We start from the raw sequence: 17,306 nt of genomic DNA on the forward strand, positions 1-17,306 counted from the left end.
TTCCTTTTTTTATTTCAACGTTCAGACGCCATATTTCACACGGTAGGCTTCCATTTTGGCTAACGCTTCAGTCTCACCTTTAGCCTCTAAATAATTCATCAAATCTTTCATGGTCACCAATGCATGTACAGGAATTTCCAACTCTTTTTGCACTTCTTGGATCGCAGACAAATCACCTTGACCTTTTTCTTGACGGTCTAATGCCACTAACACGCCTGCAATCTGCGCACCTGCATTTTTCAAAATGGTGACCACTTCACGGATCGCTGTGCCCGCAGTAATCACATCGTCAATAATCCAGACTTTTTTGCCTGCAACAGATGCACCAACCAAGACCCCGCCTTCACCATGATCTTTGGCTTCTTTACGGTTAAACCCCCAAGGCACACTCACACCATGGTTTTGCGACAACGCCACAGCTGTCGCTGCAACAAAAGGAATTCCTTTATATGCAGGACCAAAAACCACCTCAACATTGTTGCATTCTGTCAGTTTGGTTGCATAGCCAGAAGCCAAGAGAGACAAGGCTTCGCCGTCATTGAGTAGACCTGCATTAAAAAAATAAGGACTCACACGACCCGATTTTAAAGTAAACTCACCAAATTTAAGCACGCCACGTGATAATGCGAGTTCGATAAAAGCTTGAGGGTTAAATGTCGCTTGCGTTGTCATGCGGTGCTCCGAATTTTCAAATTGAGGTAAGACTTGCGCATGATACCAAAGAGTAGCTATCCAAGTGATCAAAAAATTTTACGTGTGGTTTCAATTAACGTAAATGGTCTACGTTCTGCAGAAAAAAAAGGGATTTTTGATTGGATTTCCACATCAGATGCTGATGTGATTTGCATGCAAGAATCTCGTATCACCCACGAACAATGGACGGATAAATTTAAACCTGAAGGTTGGCATACCCACCTGTTCCCTGCCGAACGTCCAGGTTATGCAGGCACTGCCATTTATAGCCGTCTACCCTTTGTTTCAGTCACGGATGGGCTTGGTTTTGAATTGGCCGATTCTCAAGGTCGCTTTATTTCCGCTGAATTTGACTTAGGTTTAGACCAAACCGCACATATTTGTTCACTCTATTTACCCTCGGGTTCTTCTGGCGAAGAAGCACAAGTACGTAAAGATCACTTTTTAGAAGAATACAAACAAATTTTGAAACAATGGCGTGAAGAAAATAAGTCCGTGATTGTCTGTGGTGACTACAACATCGTGCATAAACGCATCGACATTAAGAACTGGTCAGGCAATCAAAAAGCCTCAGGCTGTTTACCGCATGAGCGTGCTTGGCTTGATCACATTTATGATGAACTTGGCTATGTCGATACTTTCCGTGAAGTTCGTCAAGAAGCAGAACTTTATTCATGGTGGTCAAACCGTGGGCAAGCCCGTGCCAAAAATGTGGGTTGGCGGATTGACTATCAAGCTTGCTCCCCTGACTGGAAAGCCCGTACAGTCAATGCTTGGGTCTATAAAGAGACTTGGTTTAGCGATCATGCACCCGTTATTATTGACTATCAAATCTAGTGAAATATCCACTTTTCACCCATACTCAGTGAACAAGTGTTTACTGAGGATGGGTTTTTAACTTACATTATCTGCCGTTTTTTGAGTCTTTTTCTGATCAATCAATCAGTGCATTATGTTTCCACGGCAAAGGGACGATGTCAGGATGACAGCACAAGGACAGGAAGCCGTAGGATGAAATTGAACAAGCTATAGTTTTAGTTTGCTCTCAAGGATGTGACAATGGACGTTGTAATGAGACCCGCATGATCAGGATGATTAAATGCGGGTTTTCTCTTTTTTAGTCTCTTCTTTTTTAATTATTATTCTTAGATTAGTATTTTAACAATTCTCTTCTTCTTGATTTCTATTTTAAATACCTTTTATGACAAACACATGACGTTTTCAGATTAAAACACGGCACTAGAGCCATCCTCTTTTTTCAGCTACTCTAAACCCAGATTAAAAGCAAAAAGGGTTTCCCATGTTGAAGGTTTATGGCATTAAAAATTGTAACTCGATGAAGAAAGCATTCGACCTACTGAGTGAATTAGGTTTGGCCTATGAATTTCATGATTATAAAAAGCAAGGGATTGATGCTATAACCGTAAAAACATGGCTGGATCAACTAGGTACTGATGTCGTTCTGAATAAAAAAGGCACCACTTGGCGTAAACTGACCGAAGCAGAACAACAGACCGCTTTAGCTTCAGAGCAAGGGTTGATTGATGCACTCACCACTCACCACAGCCTGATTAAGCGCCCTGTCATTGCGACAGCAAATGGTTTCGTTGTGGGTTTCGATGAAGATGCAATTCGCGCCTTAAAAGCATAACAAAAACAAAAAAGCCGAGCAATTGCTCGGCTTTTTTAGACTATATATTAATTCACACGAATCCATGTTTGGTTACGACCTAAAGCAGCAACGCCAAGATAACCACGGAGTTCAAGCTTTTTACCCCCCGAAGTTAACTCACCTTTTAAGCTGTAAGTTTTACCATTTTTCGGATCCAAAATTTTACCATCATCGTATTTTGTACCACCGACATTTTTTAGACCATGTACGATTGTCAAACCTTTCAATGATTTGTTTTTATACGGACCTTCACATTTCGTACATGCATTTTCTTCACCAGGTGTCAGAATGCTTTGAATACTGCCAGTTAAAGTTCCATTTTTCTGCTCAGTGAATTTCACAACCGCACGCGGTTGCTTTGTTTTGTCATCAATCGTTTTCCAAACTGTGCCATTAAGTGGATCTGCTGCGTGAGTTAGAGCGGCCAATCCCAGTACGCTTAATGCAAGTGCAATTTTTTTCATTTTTTGTCATTTCCCTAGTCTAGTATAGACGACTATCATTATTAAAAAGTCACAACAATTTTTCAATTTTTCAATGTGACTAATTAGTGTAACCTTGTAAATTATGTTGGTAAATACACAAACTCAAGGTAAAACAAATAATAAAATGGAATAACTATGAAGATTGCCGATCCATGGAAACAAATTATTACAGAGCAGTTTTTAAAAACCACGATTCGAACCCCGAGTCGATTTAGCCTCCCTCCCAGTAGTCAGCGTTTTCTCATTGAGCAAATGTGTCGTGCATTCCCACTCAATAAATCCGTTCAAATTCGCCCTCTGCGTCTTGCAGGCTTGCGTGCGGAAGAACTGAAAGCTGAAACCGAGGCCACTCAGCTCATTTTGCACATTCATGGCGGGGCTTTCTTTTTAGGTTCAATGAATACCCACCGCGCATTTGTCTCAGACCTTGCTGCAAGCACGCACATGCAGGTGATCCATCTGGATTATCCTTTGTCACCTGAGCATCCTTATCCTGAGGCCATTGATGCACTATTAGATGTATACCAAGTTTTATTAGCACAAGGGATACAAGCCAAAGACATTATTTTATCTGGCGATTCTTGTGGTGCAAATCTAGCATTGGCTTTAGCACTGCGTATTCGCGATGAACAACTCTCACAGGTTAGTGGACTGATTCTACTCTCGCCTTTCTTGGACTTAAGTTTAACCAGTGAATCTATTCGCTATAACCGCCAGTTAGATGCGCTGTTATCCATTGAAGCCCTTGAAACAGGCATCGAGTACTATCTACCCAAGCAAATTGATTCTGCTGACCCACTTGTCTCTCCATTATTTGATGATTTATCCGATCTGCCTCCGACTCTCGTGCAAGTCGGTTCAAAAGAAATTCTGTTAGATGATGCACAACGGTTTAGAGATAAAGCAACAAAAGCCGGTGTGGACGTGACCTTTAAACTCTACACGGGCATGTGGCATAACTTCCAAATGTTTAATGCATGGTTTCCCGAAGCCAAAATGGCCTTGGACGATATTGCCACTTTTGCTCAATCACTCGACCAAGACTAGATATCATTAGTTCAATAAAAAAAGGTCAGCCTGAGGCTGACCGAGTGAGGAATCATGAAACTGCTTTTTATTGTGATTAGATGGTTTTTACCTGTGCCAATGCTGCTGTAATGGCTTGATCTTTCAACTCTGGCCCCATATTCACACCCTCTGCACGAATGATTTCAACATCTGTCACACCAGTAAAGTTAAACACTGTTTTCAAAAGACCTTCTTGGAAATCAACAGGGCTGTTGTCGCCATAAACACCACCACGACTACTGGCGATATATGCTTTTTTGTCACCAGCCAAACCTACAGGACCATTTTCTGTATATTTAAAAGTACGACCAGCAACACTAATGCGGTCAATCCATGCTTTTAATGTTGAGGTAATCCCGAAGTTATACATTGCTGCACCAATGACCACGACATCTGCATCGAGGTACTGTTGAATAATGCGTTCACCTAAAGCCGATTGCTCTGCATTTTGCCCCATCAAGATTTCTGCATCTAAATGTGGAATTGGTTGTGTCGCCAAATCCAAATACTCAACTTGGGCTTGAGGATGCTTTTCTATAAGTTGCGACACAATGGCTTGGCTTAACTGACGAGACACAGAAGCATCAGACATAATACTTGAATCAATGTGTAAAACTTTCATGGGATATTCCAGACTAATCTTTCTTTAATAGGAGCATATTAAAAGAATTGCCCTACCAGAATAATGCACTTCAGTAAAACACTATGTTTCAAAAATAGAACACTTTTCCCTTTTTGTAGGGATATTTTTACTATGATTTTAGGTGCTATCTTGTATTTCAATTTTAAAATTAATGATAATGATATTTAAATTAAAAAATAATACGAAAATAAAAGGATAAGAATATTGAATGAATTCACTAGCCGTTGCCTCTAAAAAATTAACGAAAAATAAACTTTCTCGCTATCTACTTGAAGAGGAAGTCATTATGAATTGGAGTACATTGAAAAAATGTATTCTGATGCTTATTTTAGCCTGTACCATCCATATTGCTTGGCTAGGCTGGGATACGTTTATTCTAATGAACCCTCAATACTGGCAGGTGGTTAATATCGAGTTTGTTCGCATTCAATTTGTGCTGAATTCTATTTTTTGTTTGGTGCTCTTAGGGCTGATTTACCCCTGCTATGCTTTACAGGATCGCGCATGGGTGCAACGCTTTTTACCTTATGTCGCCATCGGTATCTTTGTGATTTCACTTTGCCAAGACAGCTATTTTGTTGGGGTTTTAAGCCCAATGACCATGATTGCCTACATTTGTTTACTGACGCTGGGTTTAGTGCTGTTTAAACGCAAAATCATTTATATGATGCTGATTCCTGCCACGAGTTTTTTAGTTTTTTCAGGATATCTGAGTTTTATTGACGTTGTCCCTTACTCCCCTCTTTTTATCATTGATGGGAAGCTTTTTCTTAATGGCTTCTGGTTATTTTCGATGTTGTATTTCATTACTCCGATCTTAATCACTTGCTTAATTTTATTTGAAATTTTACTTAGCCAGTGGCGTCATCGTGAACAACAGATCCAAAGTTTAAGTCAGATTGATCCCCTCACCAACACGCTTAACCGACGCAGTATTAGCCAAAACTTAGAAAACTTACGTCATGAGAAACATTCTCCTTATGCAATTGTGCTACTAGATCTCGATCTGTTTAAAAATATCAATGATCAGTTCGGACACCATATGGGAGATGCAGTTTTAATTGCAGTCGGTCAAAAATTGAGTGAGCATTTACGTGAACAGGATATCGTAGGTCGCTATGGTGGCGAAGAGTTTATATTAATCTTAAAGCGTTCTTCGCAACATCGTGCGCGCCGTATTGCAGAACGTTGTCGGGCAGCCATTGAATCTTTGGTTATTGAAAATGAAGATGGACGTTCGATTCGTATCACTGCCAGTTTCGGTATTGCCCTATCTGCACATAAATTAAAACCCCAACAATTATTAAACCAAGCTGACAAAGCACTTTATGCAGCGAAAGCCGGAGGACGGAATCAAATTAAATGCTATTTTGAAATCGGTGCTTCTGAAATTGAATACGAGTCCAAATGCCGTGATAACCCTCATATTTCACGTCACTAGACAGCTTCTTCTAATCCAGAATGGATCCAAGCACTGACAGCAGGATGCTTGATTATCTGTTGCATATACTGCTGGCTTTGCTCAGATACGGGCAATGCATAACTCTTGAGACGCATCACCACAGGTGCATAAAAGGCATCGGCTATACAGAAATTGCCAAATAAAAAAGCATGCGCGTCTGCACGTTTAGCCCAAATGTGTTCAATCCGCGCAACATCTGCTCTTAATGCCGCATGCTTCTCCCAAAGTGCTTGACCTTCGGCTGTGCTGTATTGCATCTGAAGATTCATTGGGCACAATTCACGCAGTGCCATAAAACTACTGTGCATTTCACCACTGATACTTCGTGCTTGCGCTCTTAACGCTTTAGCTCTTGGCCAAAGTGCTAAGTCTGGATGTTGCTCAGCCAAATATTCACAAATCGCTAAAGAGTCCCAAATTCTAAATTCTCCTACATCTAAAACAGGTACTTGAGCATTGGCATGAATATGGGATAGTTGCTCTTTAAAACTGGGGTTTGTCGCATCAAAGCGAACGAGTACCTCTTCAAAGTCGATGTTAAATGCGGTTAAAACCAACCACGCTCGCATTGACCAACTGGAGGAGTTTTTATTGGCAATATATAAACGTTGCATCACCCTTCTCCCTCAGGTTTAAAAACGTTGTAATTGAGCTAAAAGTTCAGCCTCAGTAAATGCACCTGTTAAACGTAAACCGCGAATTTCTTGTTGTGAGGCATCTAAAAATAAATAGGTGGGTGGCCCTAAAATATCCCACTGGTTTAACAGCACTTGATGGGTTGCATCATAATGACTCAAATCCAGTTTAATTAAATAATACGGCGCAAGTGCCTGTTGTACTGTGGCAGATTTTAAAATACGGTGTTCAATCGGCTGACAGGCAATACACCAATCCGCATAGACATCAATCACGATTTTTTGGCCTTTCGGTGCTTGTGCTAATAACTGCTGAAACTCTGCCGCCGTACTTGCGACATGCCAATGCGCAGAGTCTGTCACTGGTGACTCAAAAAAACGTTGACTCTGTTGATATTGGCTATAGCTAATATAAGACCCGCCAATCAGCAACGCCACGATATATAACACACGTAACTGGGTTTTATTCCACATTAAACGATATAACACATAGCCAATAAAGCTTAAGCCTAGGACTAAACTTAGCAGTTGCATCCATGTCTCAGAAAGCATTGGGCGAATAAAATACAGCGCCAAAGCCAACATAATAAAAGCAAATAACACACGAATTTGATTCATCCATAACCCTGCACGTGGCAAGATTTTAGCCCCCAATATACTGGCAAGCAGAAGTGGCGTTCCCATCCCAAAGCCTAAAGTGAACAATAAAACTGCACCTTGCCACTGGCTTTGCGTTTGTGAAATGAACAATAAAGCACCAGCCAAAGGGGCTGTCATACAAGGGCCAACCAACAAGGCAGAAATCATACCCATGATTCCCGCACTGAGCAGACTGCCCCCTTTTTGCATGGACTGAATATGATCAAGTTTATTGACCAGCACTTGAGGCAGTTTAAGCTCAAATAGTCCAAATAAATTTAACGCGAATAAGACAAAAAGCAGGCTAAAAGCAATGAGGGTTGAAGGCTGCTGCAACCAACGCTGAAAATTCAAACCTGCGGAGGATGCAACCAACCCCAAAATGGCATAAACCATCGCCATGCTGCAGACAAAGACCAAAGCAATCATCCATGCTTTAAGACCTTTACTGTCTCGTATAATGAGAGAAGTTAAAATCGGTAACATGGGTAAAGAACACGGTGTAAACGCGAGCAGGATGCCGAGCCCAAAGAACAGCAATAAGCCATAAGCCAACGAACTCTTAGCCAATTCCTCTGACCACATTTGGTCTTGGGCTGCGGAATCATCAGCGCTTAATGTTACTTGTTCAGATGTCACATTTGTCTCTAAGGACTGCGCTTGAGTATTCGACTGCGCTGCCAAATCTAACAGCCGTTTTGAACCACTGGCCTGATCTTGCAGGCTGATCAAGCCATTAACATCAGTTTTAAATTCAATGGTTTGCGGTGGATAGCAAATACGATCTTTGGCACAACCCTGCCAAGTCACCTGATAGGTTTGCGAAGCTTGTGTATTTAAATCAAATTGTACGTGTTGATAATAAACTTGGGTATGCCCATAATTTTCATCATATAAATCATGGGCTGGAGGTAGCTCTAACTTAAGCACCTGTCCTGCCTGTTTCACTTCAAATTTGTGCTGATAGATATAATAGTGTTCAGGGATATCCCAATGCAGCTGAGCGCTATGCTCAGTTGTGGACTCCACTGTAAATGGAAACGCATCCTTGGCTGAAAGCAGTGGAGTTTCTGCATGAACGTTTAGAATACTGGCCCAAATACACAGATTGATAATCAATACTGATAGCACCAGATACCACGTTCTTCCGTTCTTCCCCTGTTCCAGATGAAGATGCTTTTCCATAATGTTTTCTTTTTCTAATTAAAATAAATATGAAACGCCAAGGGCTGAGTAATAGCTTTTATCTGAACCATCTAAGTCAACGCCAACACTTGCATCCAGTTGCATCCGCTGATTGACCGCATACATTAAACCTGTACCCAGCGCATATTCATTGTCTTGGCTTTCTGCTTTACGGTAAACCAATTCAGAGAAGCCACTGAGTTTATCGGTAAATTGGTACTCGAGTGTCGGAATTGCAGAAATTGCCCAATCACTATTTTGAACTTCATAACGCATGGTGATAGATGTTGTCACGAGATCGCTATAATCATAAGACACAGCAGAAGTCAGGCTATAAATATCATCTTCATTGGTGAAACCATCATTGCCTGTAGCAATAACCGCTTCCGCTAATACGGCCATGCTCAAACGTTCATCATCCAGTGGAATAGCCGCTTTTACACCCACACTGACATCACCCAAACCATCTGTTTCAGACTTGTTTCCCGCCACTTTCACTTGCTGCCACGACGGACCTGCCCAACCCAATTGTAATTCGATGTTTTTTGCTAGACCTGTGCGGAACAACATATCTGCATTTAAGTTGGTGGTTTTTACTTTTTCCCCATCGGCAGTGGTGGACTCAACATAATTTGCATTGGCTAAGCCCTGCTCCCATGCCAACTGACCCACAGGCGTAATGCCAGTACCCATACCCGAGCCAGGGCGGTCAAAGGAAAAATCTGCAGCCATCGCATTCATACTGAATCCAGCTGTGACACATAAACCCAAATGTTTTAATTTCATCATGATTTTCTCGCTGTTTAGGCTAATTCTTTTGACATTTTTGCACCGTGCTGACGAAGCAACTCTAAAGTTTGCTTTTCTTCAGCTAATGCTTCGGCCCAGTTAATTTCATCAAATTCACAATCAAAGAACAAATCGCTAATCGAAGATAAAATAGTCAAACCATCTTCATCTTTGGTGTTTGGATCGACTTTCTCATCCAATAAGCGTTTGACTGCGGGCGCACATGCAGCACTTGCAGCATCCCAAAGTGGGCCATAAATTTCCTCTGTATCCCACAAATGTAAATTCGCTTTTGCTTGAATTAACTGTTCTAAAATCTCTAAATGTACCGCTAGGCTATCTTGCTTTTCTTGTTCTGATAAAGGTGTACCCGCTTCATACGCTTCGCAAATTGCTTCCCACCATTTAAATAAGCCATCTGACCAAACTGAAATCACAGGTCCTTTTTCAGAGTCAATAAAATTTGGATTTAATCCATCTGCTAATAAACGTTGAACTTGCTGAAGATCTAATTCTTCAAGTGCTTGCACGAAAGCTTGTTGTTGCGCGGTTAACATGGAGAGGACGCTCTTCAATTCAGTTTTATTCTATTATGCCGAATAAACGGAACATTTGTTATCCGTAATGTTGGATAAAAGTGAGTGCCAAACATGAAAAAAGCCCCAAATCTGGGGCTTTTTAAAATTCCGTGAGGTTTATTCTTCCTCATCCTCTAGGCCATCATCCTGATCTGCATAAACAGGTTGCCCAGCACGTGGTTTATCATTCCTTTCAAAGGTATGTTCTAGGCTACGTTTGAGGCGATCAATCGCACCATGAATCGCCGTATCGACATTATGACCTTTATGATTTACAACCACGGGTTTTAAACCTGCAGGACGAGCTTCAATCATACATTGAATGTCGTCATCTCCGCCTTTATGGCTATTGGCATCACTCAGATGCACTGAAAAATGGGTAATACGTTCACTGTGACGTTGGAATTCTTGATTGAGCTCTGCACGTACATAACTAATTAAACGGTCACTATTTTGAATGTTTTTATCTGTACGGATTTCTATGTTCATAAAATAACATCCTCTCTTTATTTGACTCTTTTCTGTGCAAAACTTTTTTATCTTGGCACACTTGTAGCTTACTGTTTTAACAGCATACGACCATCTTCAATTTCTATTGGAAAGCAACCTCCCCTGATTGAATGATGAACACTTTTGAGTCTGCAGATCTGTGTCCTTCTACTTTGAATATCGGGCCTAACTCAAAATTATGCAAGTGATATTTTAAAAAAAATATGAAAAGGATAATTATTGTGACAAGCACTTACTTACGTGGCCAAGAACTCATTGATTCTATTCAAACTTCTGCCTATTCACGTGACCTAATTGGCTATGCAGGAACCCCACCACACGCTCACTGGCCCAATCAAGCACGCATTGCACTACAGTTTGTTTTGAACTATGAAGAAGGGGCTGAAAACCATATTGAGCATGGTGATGCTGGTTCTGAGCAGTTCCTATCTGAGTTGGTCGGTGCAGCGAGTTTTCCTGCTCAGCATCGCTCCATGGATTCCATGTATGAATATGGCTCACGAGCAGGTTTTTGGCGCATCCATGCGGAGTTTCAAAAACGTGGACTCCCGATGACCATCTTTGGGGTAGGTATGGCACTGGCACGTAATCCACCTATTGTCGAAGCAATCAAACAAGCCCAATACGATGTGGTCTCTCATGGACAACGTTGGTTGCACTATCAAAATGTCGATATTGAAACCGAGTATCAACATATGGATCAGGCCTTGAGCGTACTTGAAACATTATTGGGTCAAACTCCCATCGGCTGGTATACGGGCCGAGACAGCCCCAATACACGTCAATTGCTCGCAGCGTTTCCACAGATTCAATATGACTCGGACTACTATGGCGACGATTTACCGTTTTGGACCACATTAACGCAAACCGATGGCACCACACGTCCGCATCTGATTATTCCTTATACACTTGAATGCAATGATATGAAGTTCAGTTCCGCTGGTGGCTTTAGTACAGGAGAACATTTTTTCCAATATTTAAAGGACAGTTTTGATGTGTTGTATAACGAAGGTGAAAGCAGTCCGAAAATGATGTCGATTGGTATGCACTGCCGTCTTCTCGGTCGTCCGGGTCGCTTTAAAGCCTTGCAACGCTTTCTCGATTACATTCAGAGCCATGAAAAAGTTTGGATCTGTCGTCGCTCAGAGATTGCTGAACATTGGTATCAACATCATGCCCCTAATATGTGAAGCATCATGTAAATAGGAGCCTCTTTTGGGCGTTTATTTAGCTATTTTTGGGTGTAAATTTGTCTGTATTTGGCACTGATATTGCAAAGTTTTAGCTATTCTTTTTAAACATCAGGTCAAAATAGTGCATCTGAACGAATTTAATCAATCCCCCCCTGCCGAACTCGAAAACCGATTAAAACACTGCGTGCCTATTCAAAGTTGGGGGCAAGCCATTATTGCAGCCCGCCCCTTTTCATCTATACAAAAGGTACTTGATTACGCAGCTCAACTTAGCCAGACATGGACATGGGACGAGGTTCAATCTGCTCTAGATATGCATCCAAGGATTGGAGAGAAGCGAGCCAAAACTGAACTTAGCCCAACCGAACAAGCTTTTTCAGAACGTGAACAGGCCCAACTCCAAACCAATAAAGAGACTCAACAGGCATTGCTCACCGCCAACATCGCTTATGAAAAAAAATATGGCTACATCTTCTTAATCAAGGCGTCAGGTTTAAATGTGAATGATATTTTAACGGCACTGAACTATCGACTAAAAAACGACCCTGAAACGGAACAACGCATCGTCAAACAGCAGTTATCTGAAATTGCTATCCTTCGCCTTACACAGGAGCTTACCGCATGATCAGCACCCATATTTTAGATACTGCTTTAGGTCAACCTGCAACTCAGGTCGATGTGAAATTATTCAATCATGTTGGCGAATTATTGGCTTGTGCACAAACCAATATAGATGGTCGTATTCAAGCAGCAGATTTTGGCTTAGAAGCACTCATTTCTGGAGAGTATGCACTTGAGTTCAATACAAAGGATTATTTCGAAAAACAAGGTCTTGAAACATTTTTCCCCAAAGCTGTGATTCATTTTTATATCCAAAATACCGAGCAACACTATCACATTCCTCTGCTGATCAGCCCTTTTGCTTATTCCACTTACCGTGGAAGCTAAGCACAACACAAACCAACATAATATGGGGGAAAACAACATGACAAAACTCAATAAAAGCCTCTCTCCAGAACATGAGTATTTGGGGGCGACTAAAAGTGTAGCTTACGGTTTGCAACATGTTCTCACTATGTATGGTGGAATTGTTGCACCCCCACTGATTATTGGTACTGCAGCAGGCTTAAACGCGGCACAGATTGGTTTACTCATTGCTGCGGCGTTGTTTGTCGGCGGTTTAGCCACTATTTTACAAACCATAGGGGTGAAATACATTGGGGCGCAACTTCCTTTGGTGCAAGGCGTTTCTTTTGCAGGGGTCTCTACCATGGTGGCGATTGTCACTACTGGTGGAGGGCTGCCCGCAGTTTATGGTGCAGTCATCGTTGCATCATTGATTGGCTTTTTCTTAGCCCCTTATTTTTCCAAAATTATTCGCTTTTTTCCCCCTGTCGTCACAGGTTCCGTCATCACCATCATTGGTTTATCCCTCCTGCCTGTCGCTGTCCGTTGGATGATGGGTGGCAATAAAACGGCACCGAACTGGGGAAGTATTGAAAATATCAGTTTGGCTCTCCTAACTTTAGCAATCGTGATTGGACTGAATATGCTTCAAAGCCCGACCATGCGGCGGTTGTCGATTCTAGTATCAATCATTCTAGGTACATGCATCGCCTATATTCTAGGTTTTGGTGACTTTAGCCACATCACCAATGGTGCTTGGATTCAAGCCCCGAGTGTTTTTGCTTTTGGGCTTCCTGTTTTTGAATTCACCGCAATTCTTTCAATGCTGATTGTGACTTTAGTCATTATGACGGAAACCACTGCCGACATTATTGCAGTAGGTGAAATTGTTGGAACGAAGGTTGATGCTGAGCGCATTGCAGCAGGTTTACGTGCAGATATGCTATCGAGTGCGGCAGCACCCATTTTAGGTTCCTTTATGCAAAGTGCTTTTGCGCAAAACGTCGGTCTGGTTGCCATTACAGGAATTAAAAGCCGATTTGTAGTGGCTGCAGGTGGTGGCATTTTAGTGATCTTGGGGTTATTGCCGATTATGGGGCGCTTGATTGCGGCTATTCCATTCCCAGTTTTAGGTGGGGCAGGTTTAGTTTTATTTGGAACAGTAGCTGCTAGTGGCATCCGAACATTGGCTAAAGTTGACTATAATGAGCAAAAAAATCTAATTATTGTTGCAACTTCAATTGCAGCAGGCATGATTCCAATCATAGATTATTCTTTCTTTATAAACTTCCCCAAATGGGTGCAAACCCTGTTCCATTCTGGGATCAGTTCGACCTGTATCATGGCGATATTATTAAATTTATTATTCAATCATCTTCCTTCTTCAAAAAGAAAGTCTGTCACTAAAAATAAAATACTTCAGGAAGCCCACCACTAAACCATTTGGTAAAAAAAGTGTAATAAATAACCTTTTTTTATGATCCATCTCCATCACGTTCGTCAAATTTGGCTTTATTTTTGCTTAATAATCGGTATCCTTGTATCCGATTTTTTGGGGAATATTCATGAAACTGACTCAAATTGCTGCTTTCGTAGCATTATCTTCTGCTGCGGCAATTTCTCAAGCTGCGCCGATCTGGCAAGACTTTAGCCTCACTGCTTTATACGGTGAAAACTATGCGCATCCTGTAAATATGGATGACAATAACCAGCAAACAACGGCTACTGTCGAATATACAGCTAAATTGAAATATGGTGACTTTTTCGGCTTCGCTGACCGTGCTCACAATGATTTCGAAAACAGCACATATTTCGAGCTTTCACCTCGCCTAAGCTTAAGTGCTGTTACAGGAACTAAACTAGAAGCTGGTCCAATTAAAGATATTTTAATTGCGGGAACATGGGAAGCAAACAGCTCGAACTACCCAGGTGCAGACTTCAACAACTACCTCTATGGTATTGGTTTTGATCTGGCTATTCCTTATTTCCAATATGCACAGTTGAACTTCTATAAAGCGGATAATGAGAAAGGAACAACTGATGACTACCAAATGACTGCTGTCTATGGTATTCCAGTGAAATTAGGTTCTGAAGATTTCCTTGTTGATGGCTTCCTTGACTGGTCAACAGGTGAAAATGCAGGTCATGCAAGTGAATTAAACTGGACAACACAATGGAAATGGAATGTTGGTAAACACATTTCTCCAGATACACGTCTTTATGTGGGTGTTGAACACTCTGTATGGAACAACAAATACGGCATCAAAGGTTTAGACCAAAATGACGTTAGTGCATTAATCAAATACCACTTCTAATTCACTTTTGTGAATATCCAAAAGCAAGACTTCTGTCTTGCTTTTTTTTATGTAAAAGCAGCATGATAAAGCTCCAATACAACGACTCAGCCTTCCATGTCTTTTATCATCCGCCCTGCTACTGAACACGATTTGCCTGCCATTCAAAATATTTACAATGCTGAAGTTCTACATGGTATGGCAACGTGGAATGAACATGCATATGATTTAGCGCATTTTCAAAAACAGTTACAACACTTTAAAAATCAGCAATTTCCATTTTGTGTAATGGAAGACCAAGAGAAGAAGGTGATTGCAGGATTTGCAGACTATGCCACTTTCCGTAATTTTTCAGGCTATCGTTTTACCGTTGAGCATTCTATTTATATTTCACCCAACTATGCACGTCAGGGTTTAGGTAAACAACTTTTAGCCTATTTGATTGAACAAGCAAAAATGCAACAAATGCATGTCATGGTTGCAGGAATTGACCATGCCAATCTTGCATCAATTGCATTACACGAAAAATTCGGCTTCGTACAAACAGGCTATATGCCACAAGTGGGACAAAAATTTGGCCAATGGCGTGATCTAGTACTGATGCAATTGATGTTAAATCAGTGAGATTGGCGTTAAATTGTCACTGGTTACACTGATCACAGCGTAATTATGCTTTGCTGCTTGTTCATAAAAATTTTTGAGTTGAGCAAACAGCAAGCTCAACTCCGCAAATTGCAGTTCTATCGACTCAGTCCGAATCCCATGTTCCTGCTCTAGGCGCTTTAAACAAGTAGTTTGCATATGCTTTTTAAAGTCATCAATATCGAGTTTCCCTAATGCTTCTTCGACTTCAACTACACGAACTGCCGTGTTATAGCGCACCTCTGTGAGTTGTTTCTGACGTTCCGATAAATGATGTTCAGCTTGTACACTCAAAGCCAGTAAGGAAGTTCCAGACTTAAAACTCCCCTGCAACAACGTTTGTAAGATCTTCCAGTTTGAGCCTAAAAGCAGACGTGATTCAAGCTGTTGCGAATCCAATACATCTTGCACATCAGTCGACTCTAAAATCAGCATTTCTAAAGCATTGGGTTGAATACTTAATAATAATGTGTCCATATGGCTGCTCTTATTGTTGTTACTTTCCATTAGCTTAACGCGTCTGAAATCCAACTGCTCAATCAATTTGTATGAGTAATTTTCACAAAAACGCAAAGGACAGTGGTCCTTTACTCCGAGCTTAAATACGCCACAAAAAATATCCCCTAATCCAGCGGATTACCCACAATATTACTAATAATTCCCTTCATGATATGAGGGCCTTGCTCAGTACGTAAGTCCTCATACCATGCCTGGGTTACACTTTCATCTTTCATATGGGTCACATCACAACGTTTACGTGCGCGTAGCACCATTTCTCCTGTACGTTCATTGCGTTTATTTTGATAACGACGTAACGAGTCTTGTAAGCCCAAAGTATTAATTTGTAGTGCGCGTGCCAAATAAATGGCATCCTCCATCGCCTGACAACCGCCTTGCCCAATATCAGGCGTTGTACTATGTGCTGCATCTCCGACGATCACCACACGACCTTTATAGAAGTCAGTAAATGGCTCAATATCATGAATTTCGACACGATTAGTCTGCTGTTCATTCATTGCATCAATGAGGCTTTGCACAGGCGCACACCAATTTTGAAAATACTCTTTCAACTTTTTTTTATATTGATTTCGATCATTTTCCAAACCAACTGGTAGAGGCACATCAAAAAAGAAATAGAAGCGATTGTCAGAAACTGGCATAAGTGAAGCACGCTTCCCTTCGCCAACAAATGTCGTCCATTGATCTGCTGGTGCTAAATCACTAGATATTTCAACTAAACCATTCCAGTTGACGTAACCAGCGTAACGGCGCTCAACTTGATCACCAAGAACATACGCTCGAGTCAAAGAGTGAGTTCCATCTGCTCCAACCAATAATTCTGTTTGGATTTCTGTTCCATCTGCAAAGCGAACTGTGACCATATCATTGTGCTCTGCTAAAGACAGCATTTTTTTACCGAGCTTGATATCCTGACGCCCAAATTCATCCATCAACATGTTTTGTAGTTCGGCACGCGAAACAGGATACGGTCGCTGTCCAACCTCTTCAATCAAAGGATACAAGCTGAACTGGGTCATGACATCCCCCGTTAAACCATCAACATAAGCCAAATGGTCCATCTGCCCACCTAGGCGTGCGACTTGGTGGGTTAAGCCCAAATAATTCAGGCACTTCACACCATTTGACCACAATGAAATGGCTGCACCTACAGGTAAAATATGCTCTGTTTGCTCATAAATGGTGACTCGATGCCCAAATTTTTTCAATGCGATTCCTGTCGTTAAACCACCCATCCCTGCACCAATAATTGCAATTTCCATCTGTTCCTCTTTTTCAAATTTGTATCATTCAGATTGAAAAAGCGAAAAGCATGCCATCTTTGAGCCCTTCATTTATGTCCATCAAAAGTTGGCATAAGCTGTGCTACATAAAGGAAAGAAAGTAATTTCAT

At 41.3% G+C, this 17,306-nt stretch carries 20 protein-coding genes; 10 read left to right on the forward strand and 10 right to left on the reverse strand.

Annotated elements, in window-relative coordinates; translation table 11 throughout:
* Positions 1-21: 21 nt before the first annotated feature.
* Positions 22-672 (reverse strand): orotate phosphoribosyltransferase, encoded by a 651-nt coding sequence (pyrE, locus tag B9T36_RS15010; RefSeq protein WP_086210274.1) that lies wholly within the window; start codon positions 670-672, stop codon positions 22-24.
* Between the two features lie 39 nt (positions 673-711).
* Between pyrE and B9T36_RS15015 the strand changes: the two genes are divergently transcribed.
* Positions 712-1,530: an exodeoxyribonuclease III gene (locus B9T36_RS15015; protein ID WP_086210275.1), complete on the forward strand. Its 819-nt coding sequence runs from the start codon at positions 712-714 to the stop codon at positions 1,528-1,530.
* 463 nt (positions 1,531-1,993) lie between these two features.
* Positions 1,994-2,344 carry a Spx/MgsR family RNA polymerase-binding regulatory protein gene (locus B9T36_RS15020; RefSeq protein ID WP_086210276.1) on the forward strand — a complete coding sequence of 117 codons (351 nt, stop codon included), beginning with the start codon at positions 1,994-1,996 and terminating at the stop codon, positions 2,342-2,344.
* Positions 2,345-2,391: 47 nt separating this feature from the next.
* On the opposite strand, the gene B9T36_RS15025 is transcribed toward B9T36_RS15020, so the two are convergent.
* Positions 2,392-2,829, reverse strand: coding sequence for a DUF2147 domain-containing protein (locus B9T36_RS15025; RefSeq protein ID WP_086210277.1), 438 nt, complete (start codon positions 2,827-2,829; stop codon positions 2,392-2,394).
* Between the two features lie 156 nt (positions 2,830-2,985).
* On the opposite strand from B9T36_RS15025, the gene B9T36_RS15030 reads away from it, so the two are divergent.
* Positions 2,986-3,897: an alpha/beta hydrolase gene (locus tag B9T36_RS15030; protein WP_086210278.1), complete on the forward strand. Its 912-nt coding sequence runs from the start codon at positions 2,986-2,988 to the stop codon at positions 3,895-3,897.
* Between the two features lie 76 nt (positions 3,898-3,973).
* Here the strand turns inward: B9T36_RS15030 and B9T36_RS15035 are convergent, their stop codons facing one another.
* On the reverse strand, positions 3,974-4,540 hold the full coding sequence (locus tag B9T36_RS15035) for an FMN-dependent NADH-azoreductase (protein ID WP_086210279.1): 567 nt from the start codon (positions 4,538-4,540) through the stop codon (positions 3,974-3,976).
* 229 nt (positions 4,541-4,769) lie between these two features.
* On the opposite strand from B9T36_RS15035, the gene B9T36_RS15040 reads away from it, so the two are divergent.
* A complete protein-coding gene (locus B9T36_RS15040; protein WP_171264487.1) occupies positions 4,770-6,002 on the forward strand; it encodes a GGDEF domain-containing protein in 1,233 nt (410 codons plus the stop codon).
* Here the strand turns inward: B9T36_RS15040 and B9T36_RS15045 are convergent.
* The 5 genes from B9T36_RS15045 to B9T36_RS15065 form a co-directional block, all read right to left on the reverse strand.
* Positions 5,999-6,637: a glutathione S-transferase family protein gene (locus B9T36_RS15045; protein ID WP_086210280.1), complete on the reverse strand. Its 639-nt coding sequence runs from the start codon at positions 6,635-6,637 to the stop codon at positions 5,999-6,001. The two genes, B9T36_RS15040 and B9T36_RS15045, sit on opposite strands and share 4 nt — an antisense overlap.
* Positions 6,638-6,655: 18 nt before the next feature.
* Positions 6,656-8,482, reverse strand: a complete 1,827-nt coding sequence (gene dsbD / locus B9T36_RS15050; protein WP_086210281.1) for a protein-disulfide reductase DsbD — start codon at positions 8,480-8,482, stop codon at positions 6,656-6,658.
* An 18-nt stretch (positions 8,483-8,500) separates the two neighbouring features.
* Positions 8,501-9,271, reverse strand: coding sequence for a transporter (locus B9T36_RS15055; RefSeq protein WP_086210282.1), 771 nt, complete (start codon positions 9,269-9,271; stop codon positions 8,501-8,503).
* A 14-nt stretch (positions 9,272-9,285) separates the two neighbouring features.
* The gene (locus tag B9T36_RS15060) at positions 9,286-9,828 is read right to left on the reverse strand and encodes a hypothetical protein (RefSeq protein WP_086210283.1); all 543 of its coding nucleotides are present in this window, start codon (positions 9,826-9,828) and stop codon (positions 9,286-9,288) included.
* Positions 9,829-9,966: 138 nt separating this feature from the next.
* On the reverse strand, positions 9,967-10,338 hold the full coding sequence (locus B9T36_RS15065; protein ID WP_086210284.1) for an HPF/RaiA family ribosome-associated protein: 372 nt from the start codon (positions 10,336-10,338) through the stop codon (positions 9,967-9,969).
* Positions 10,339-10,580: 242 nt separating this feature from the next.
* On the opposite strand from B9T36_RS15065, the gene puuE reads away from it, so the two are divergent.
* From puuE to B9T36_RS15095, 6 genes are all read left to right on the forward strand, one after another.
* The gene (puuE, locus tag B9T36_RS15070; RefSeq protein WP_086210285.1) at positions 10,581-11,549 is read left to right on the forward strand and encodes an allantoinase PuuE; all 969 of its coding nucleotides are present in this window, start codon (positions 10,581-10,583) and stop codon (positions 11,547-11,549) included.
* 124 nt (positions 11,550-11,673) lie between these two features.
* A complete protein-coding gene (uraD, locus tag B9T36_RS15075) occupies positions 11,674-12,177 on the forward strand; it encodes a 2-oxo-4-hydroxy-4-carboxy-5-ureidoimidazoline decarboxylase (protein WP_086210286.1) in 504 nt (167 codons plus the stop codon).
* On the forward strand, positions 12,174-12,500 hold the full coding sequence (uraH, locus tag B9T36_RS15080) for a hydroxyisourate hydrolase (protein WP_086210287.1): 327 nt from the start codon (positions 12,174-12,176) through the stop codon (positions 12,498-12,500). Before uraD ends, uraH begins: the two co-directional genes overlap by 4 nt.
* A gap of 37 nt (positions 12,501-12,537) precedes the next feature.
* Positions 12,538-13,896: a nucleobase:cation symporter-2 family protein gene (locus B9T36_RS15085; RefSeq protein WP_086210288.1), complete on the forward strand. Its 1,359-nt coding sequence runs from the start codon at positions 12,538-12,540 to the stop codon at positions 13,894-13,896.
* A gap of 127 nt (positions 13,897-14,023) precedes the next feature.
* Complete coding sequence (locus B9T36_RS15090; protein WP_086210289.1) at positions 14,024-14,773, forward strand: outer membrane protein OmpK; 750 nt, start codon at positions 14,024-14,026, stop codon at positions 14,771-14,773.
* Between the two features lie 96 nt (positions 14,774-14,869).
* Complete coding sequence (locus tag B9T36_RS15095; protein WP_086210290.1) at positions 14,870-15,376, forward strand: GNAT family N-acetyltransferase; 507 nt, start codon at positions 14,870-14,872, stop codon at positions 15,374-15,376.
* Here B9T36_RS15095 and B9T36_RS15100 read toward each other — a convergent pair.
* Both B9T36_RS15100 and hpxO read right to left on the reverse strand, forming a co-directional pair.
* Entirely contained in the window at positions 15,365-15,871 is a 507-nt protein-coding gene (locus B9T36_RS15100; RefSeq protein ID WP_086210291.1) for a DUF1877 family protein, read from the reverse strand. The two genes, B9T36_RS15095 and B9T36_RS15100, sit on opposite strands and share 12 nt — an antisense overlap.
* 146 nt (positions 15,872-16,017) lie before the next feature.
* On the reverse strand, positions 16,018-17,175 hold the full coding sequence (gene hpxO / locus B9T36_RS15105) for an FAD-dependent urate hydroxylase HpxO (protein WP_086210292.1): 1,158 nt from the start codon (positions 17,173-17,175) through the stop codon (positions 16,018-16,020).
* Positions 17,176-17,306 lie beyond the last annotated feature (131 nt).

Source organism: Acinetobacter sp. ANC 4204 (assembly GCF_002135205.1).
In the GTDB taxonomy this organism is placed as follows: domain Bacteria; phylum Pseudomonadota; class Gammaproteobacteria; order Pseudomonadales; family Moraxellaceae; genus Acinetobacter.

Bases quoted from the DNA above. Each gene is read 5' to 3' on its own strand.
- B9T36_RS15015 (WP_086210275.1), top strand. From the start codon at position 712: ATGATACCAAAGAGTAGCTATCCAAGTGATCAAAAAATTTTACGTGTG.
- B9T36_RS15095 (WP_086210290.1), top strand. From the start codon at position 14,870: ATGTCTTTTATCATCCGCCCTGCTACTGAACACGATTTGCCTGCCATT.
- B9T36_RS15100 (WP_086210291.1), bottom strand. From the start codon at position 15,871: ATGGACACATTATTATTAAGTATTCAACCCAATGCTTTAGAAATGCTG.
- hpxO (WP_086210292.1), bottom strand. From the start codon at position 17,175: ATGGAAATTGCAATTATTGGTGCAGGGATGGGTGGTTTAACGACAGGA.
- B9T36_RS15020 (WP_086210276.1), top strand. From the start codon at position 1,994: ATGTTGAAGGTTTATGGCATTAAAAATTGTAACTCGATGAAGAAAGCA.
- B9T36_RS15055 (WP_086210282.1), bottom strand. From the start codon at position 9,271: ATGATGAAATTAAAACATTTGGGTTTATGTGTCACAGCTGGATTCAGT.
- pyrE (WP_086210274.1), bottom strand. From the start codon at position 672: ATGACAACGCAAGCGACATTTAACCCTCAAGCTTTTATCGAACTCGCA.
- B9T36_RS15040 (WP_171264487.1), top strand. From the start codon at position 4,770: ATGAATTCACTAGCCGTTGCCTCTAAAAAATTAACGAAAAATAAACTT.
- B9T36_RS15035 (WP_086210279.1), bottom strand. From the start codon at position 4,540: ATGAAAGTTTTACACATTGATTCAAGTATTATGTCTGATGCTTCTGTG.
- uraH (WP_086210287.1), top strand. From the start codon at position 12,174: ATGATCAGCACCCATATTTTAGATACTGCTTTAGGTCAACCTGCAACT.
- B9T36_RS15090 (WP_086210289.1), top strand. From the start codon at position 14,024: ATGAAACTGACTCAAATTGCTGCTTTCGTAGCATTATCTTCTGCTGCG.
- dsbD (WP_086210281.1), bottom strand. From the start codon at position 8,482: ATGGAAAAGCATCTTCATCTGGAACAGGGGAAGAACGGAAGAACGTGG.
- B9T36_RS15030 (WP_086210278.1), top strand. From the start codon at position 2,986: ATGAAGATTGCCGATCCATGGAAACAAATTATTACAGAGCAGTTTTTA.
- B9T36_RS15085 (WP_086210288.1), top strand. From the start codon at position 12,538: ATGACAAAACTCAATAAAAGCCTCTCTCCAGAACATGAGTATTTGGGG.
- B9T36_RS15045 (WP_086210280.1), bottom strand. From the start codon at position 6,637: ATGCAACGTTTATATATTGCCAATAAAAACTCCTCCAGTTGGTCAATG.
- B9T36_RS15060 (WP_086210283.1), bottom strand. From the start codon at position 9,828: ATGTTAACCGCGCAACAACAAGCTTTCGTGCAAGCACTTGAAGAATTA.
- B9T36_RS15065 (WP_086210284.1), bottom strand. From the start codon at position 10,338: ATGAACATAGAAATCCGTACAGATAAAAACATTCAAAATAGTGACCGT.
- B9T36_RS15025 (WP_086210277.1), bottom strand. From the start codon at position 2,829: ATGAAAAAAATTGCACTTGCATTAAGCGTACTGGGATTGGCCGCTCTA.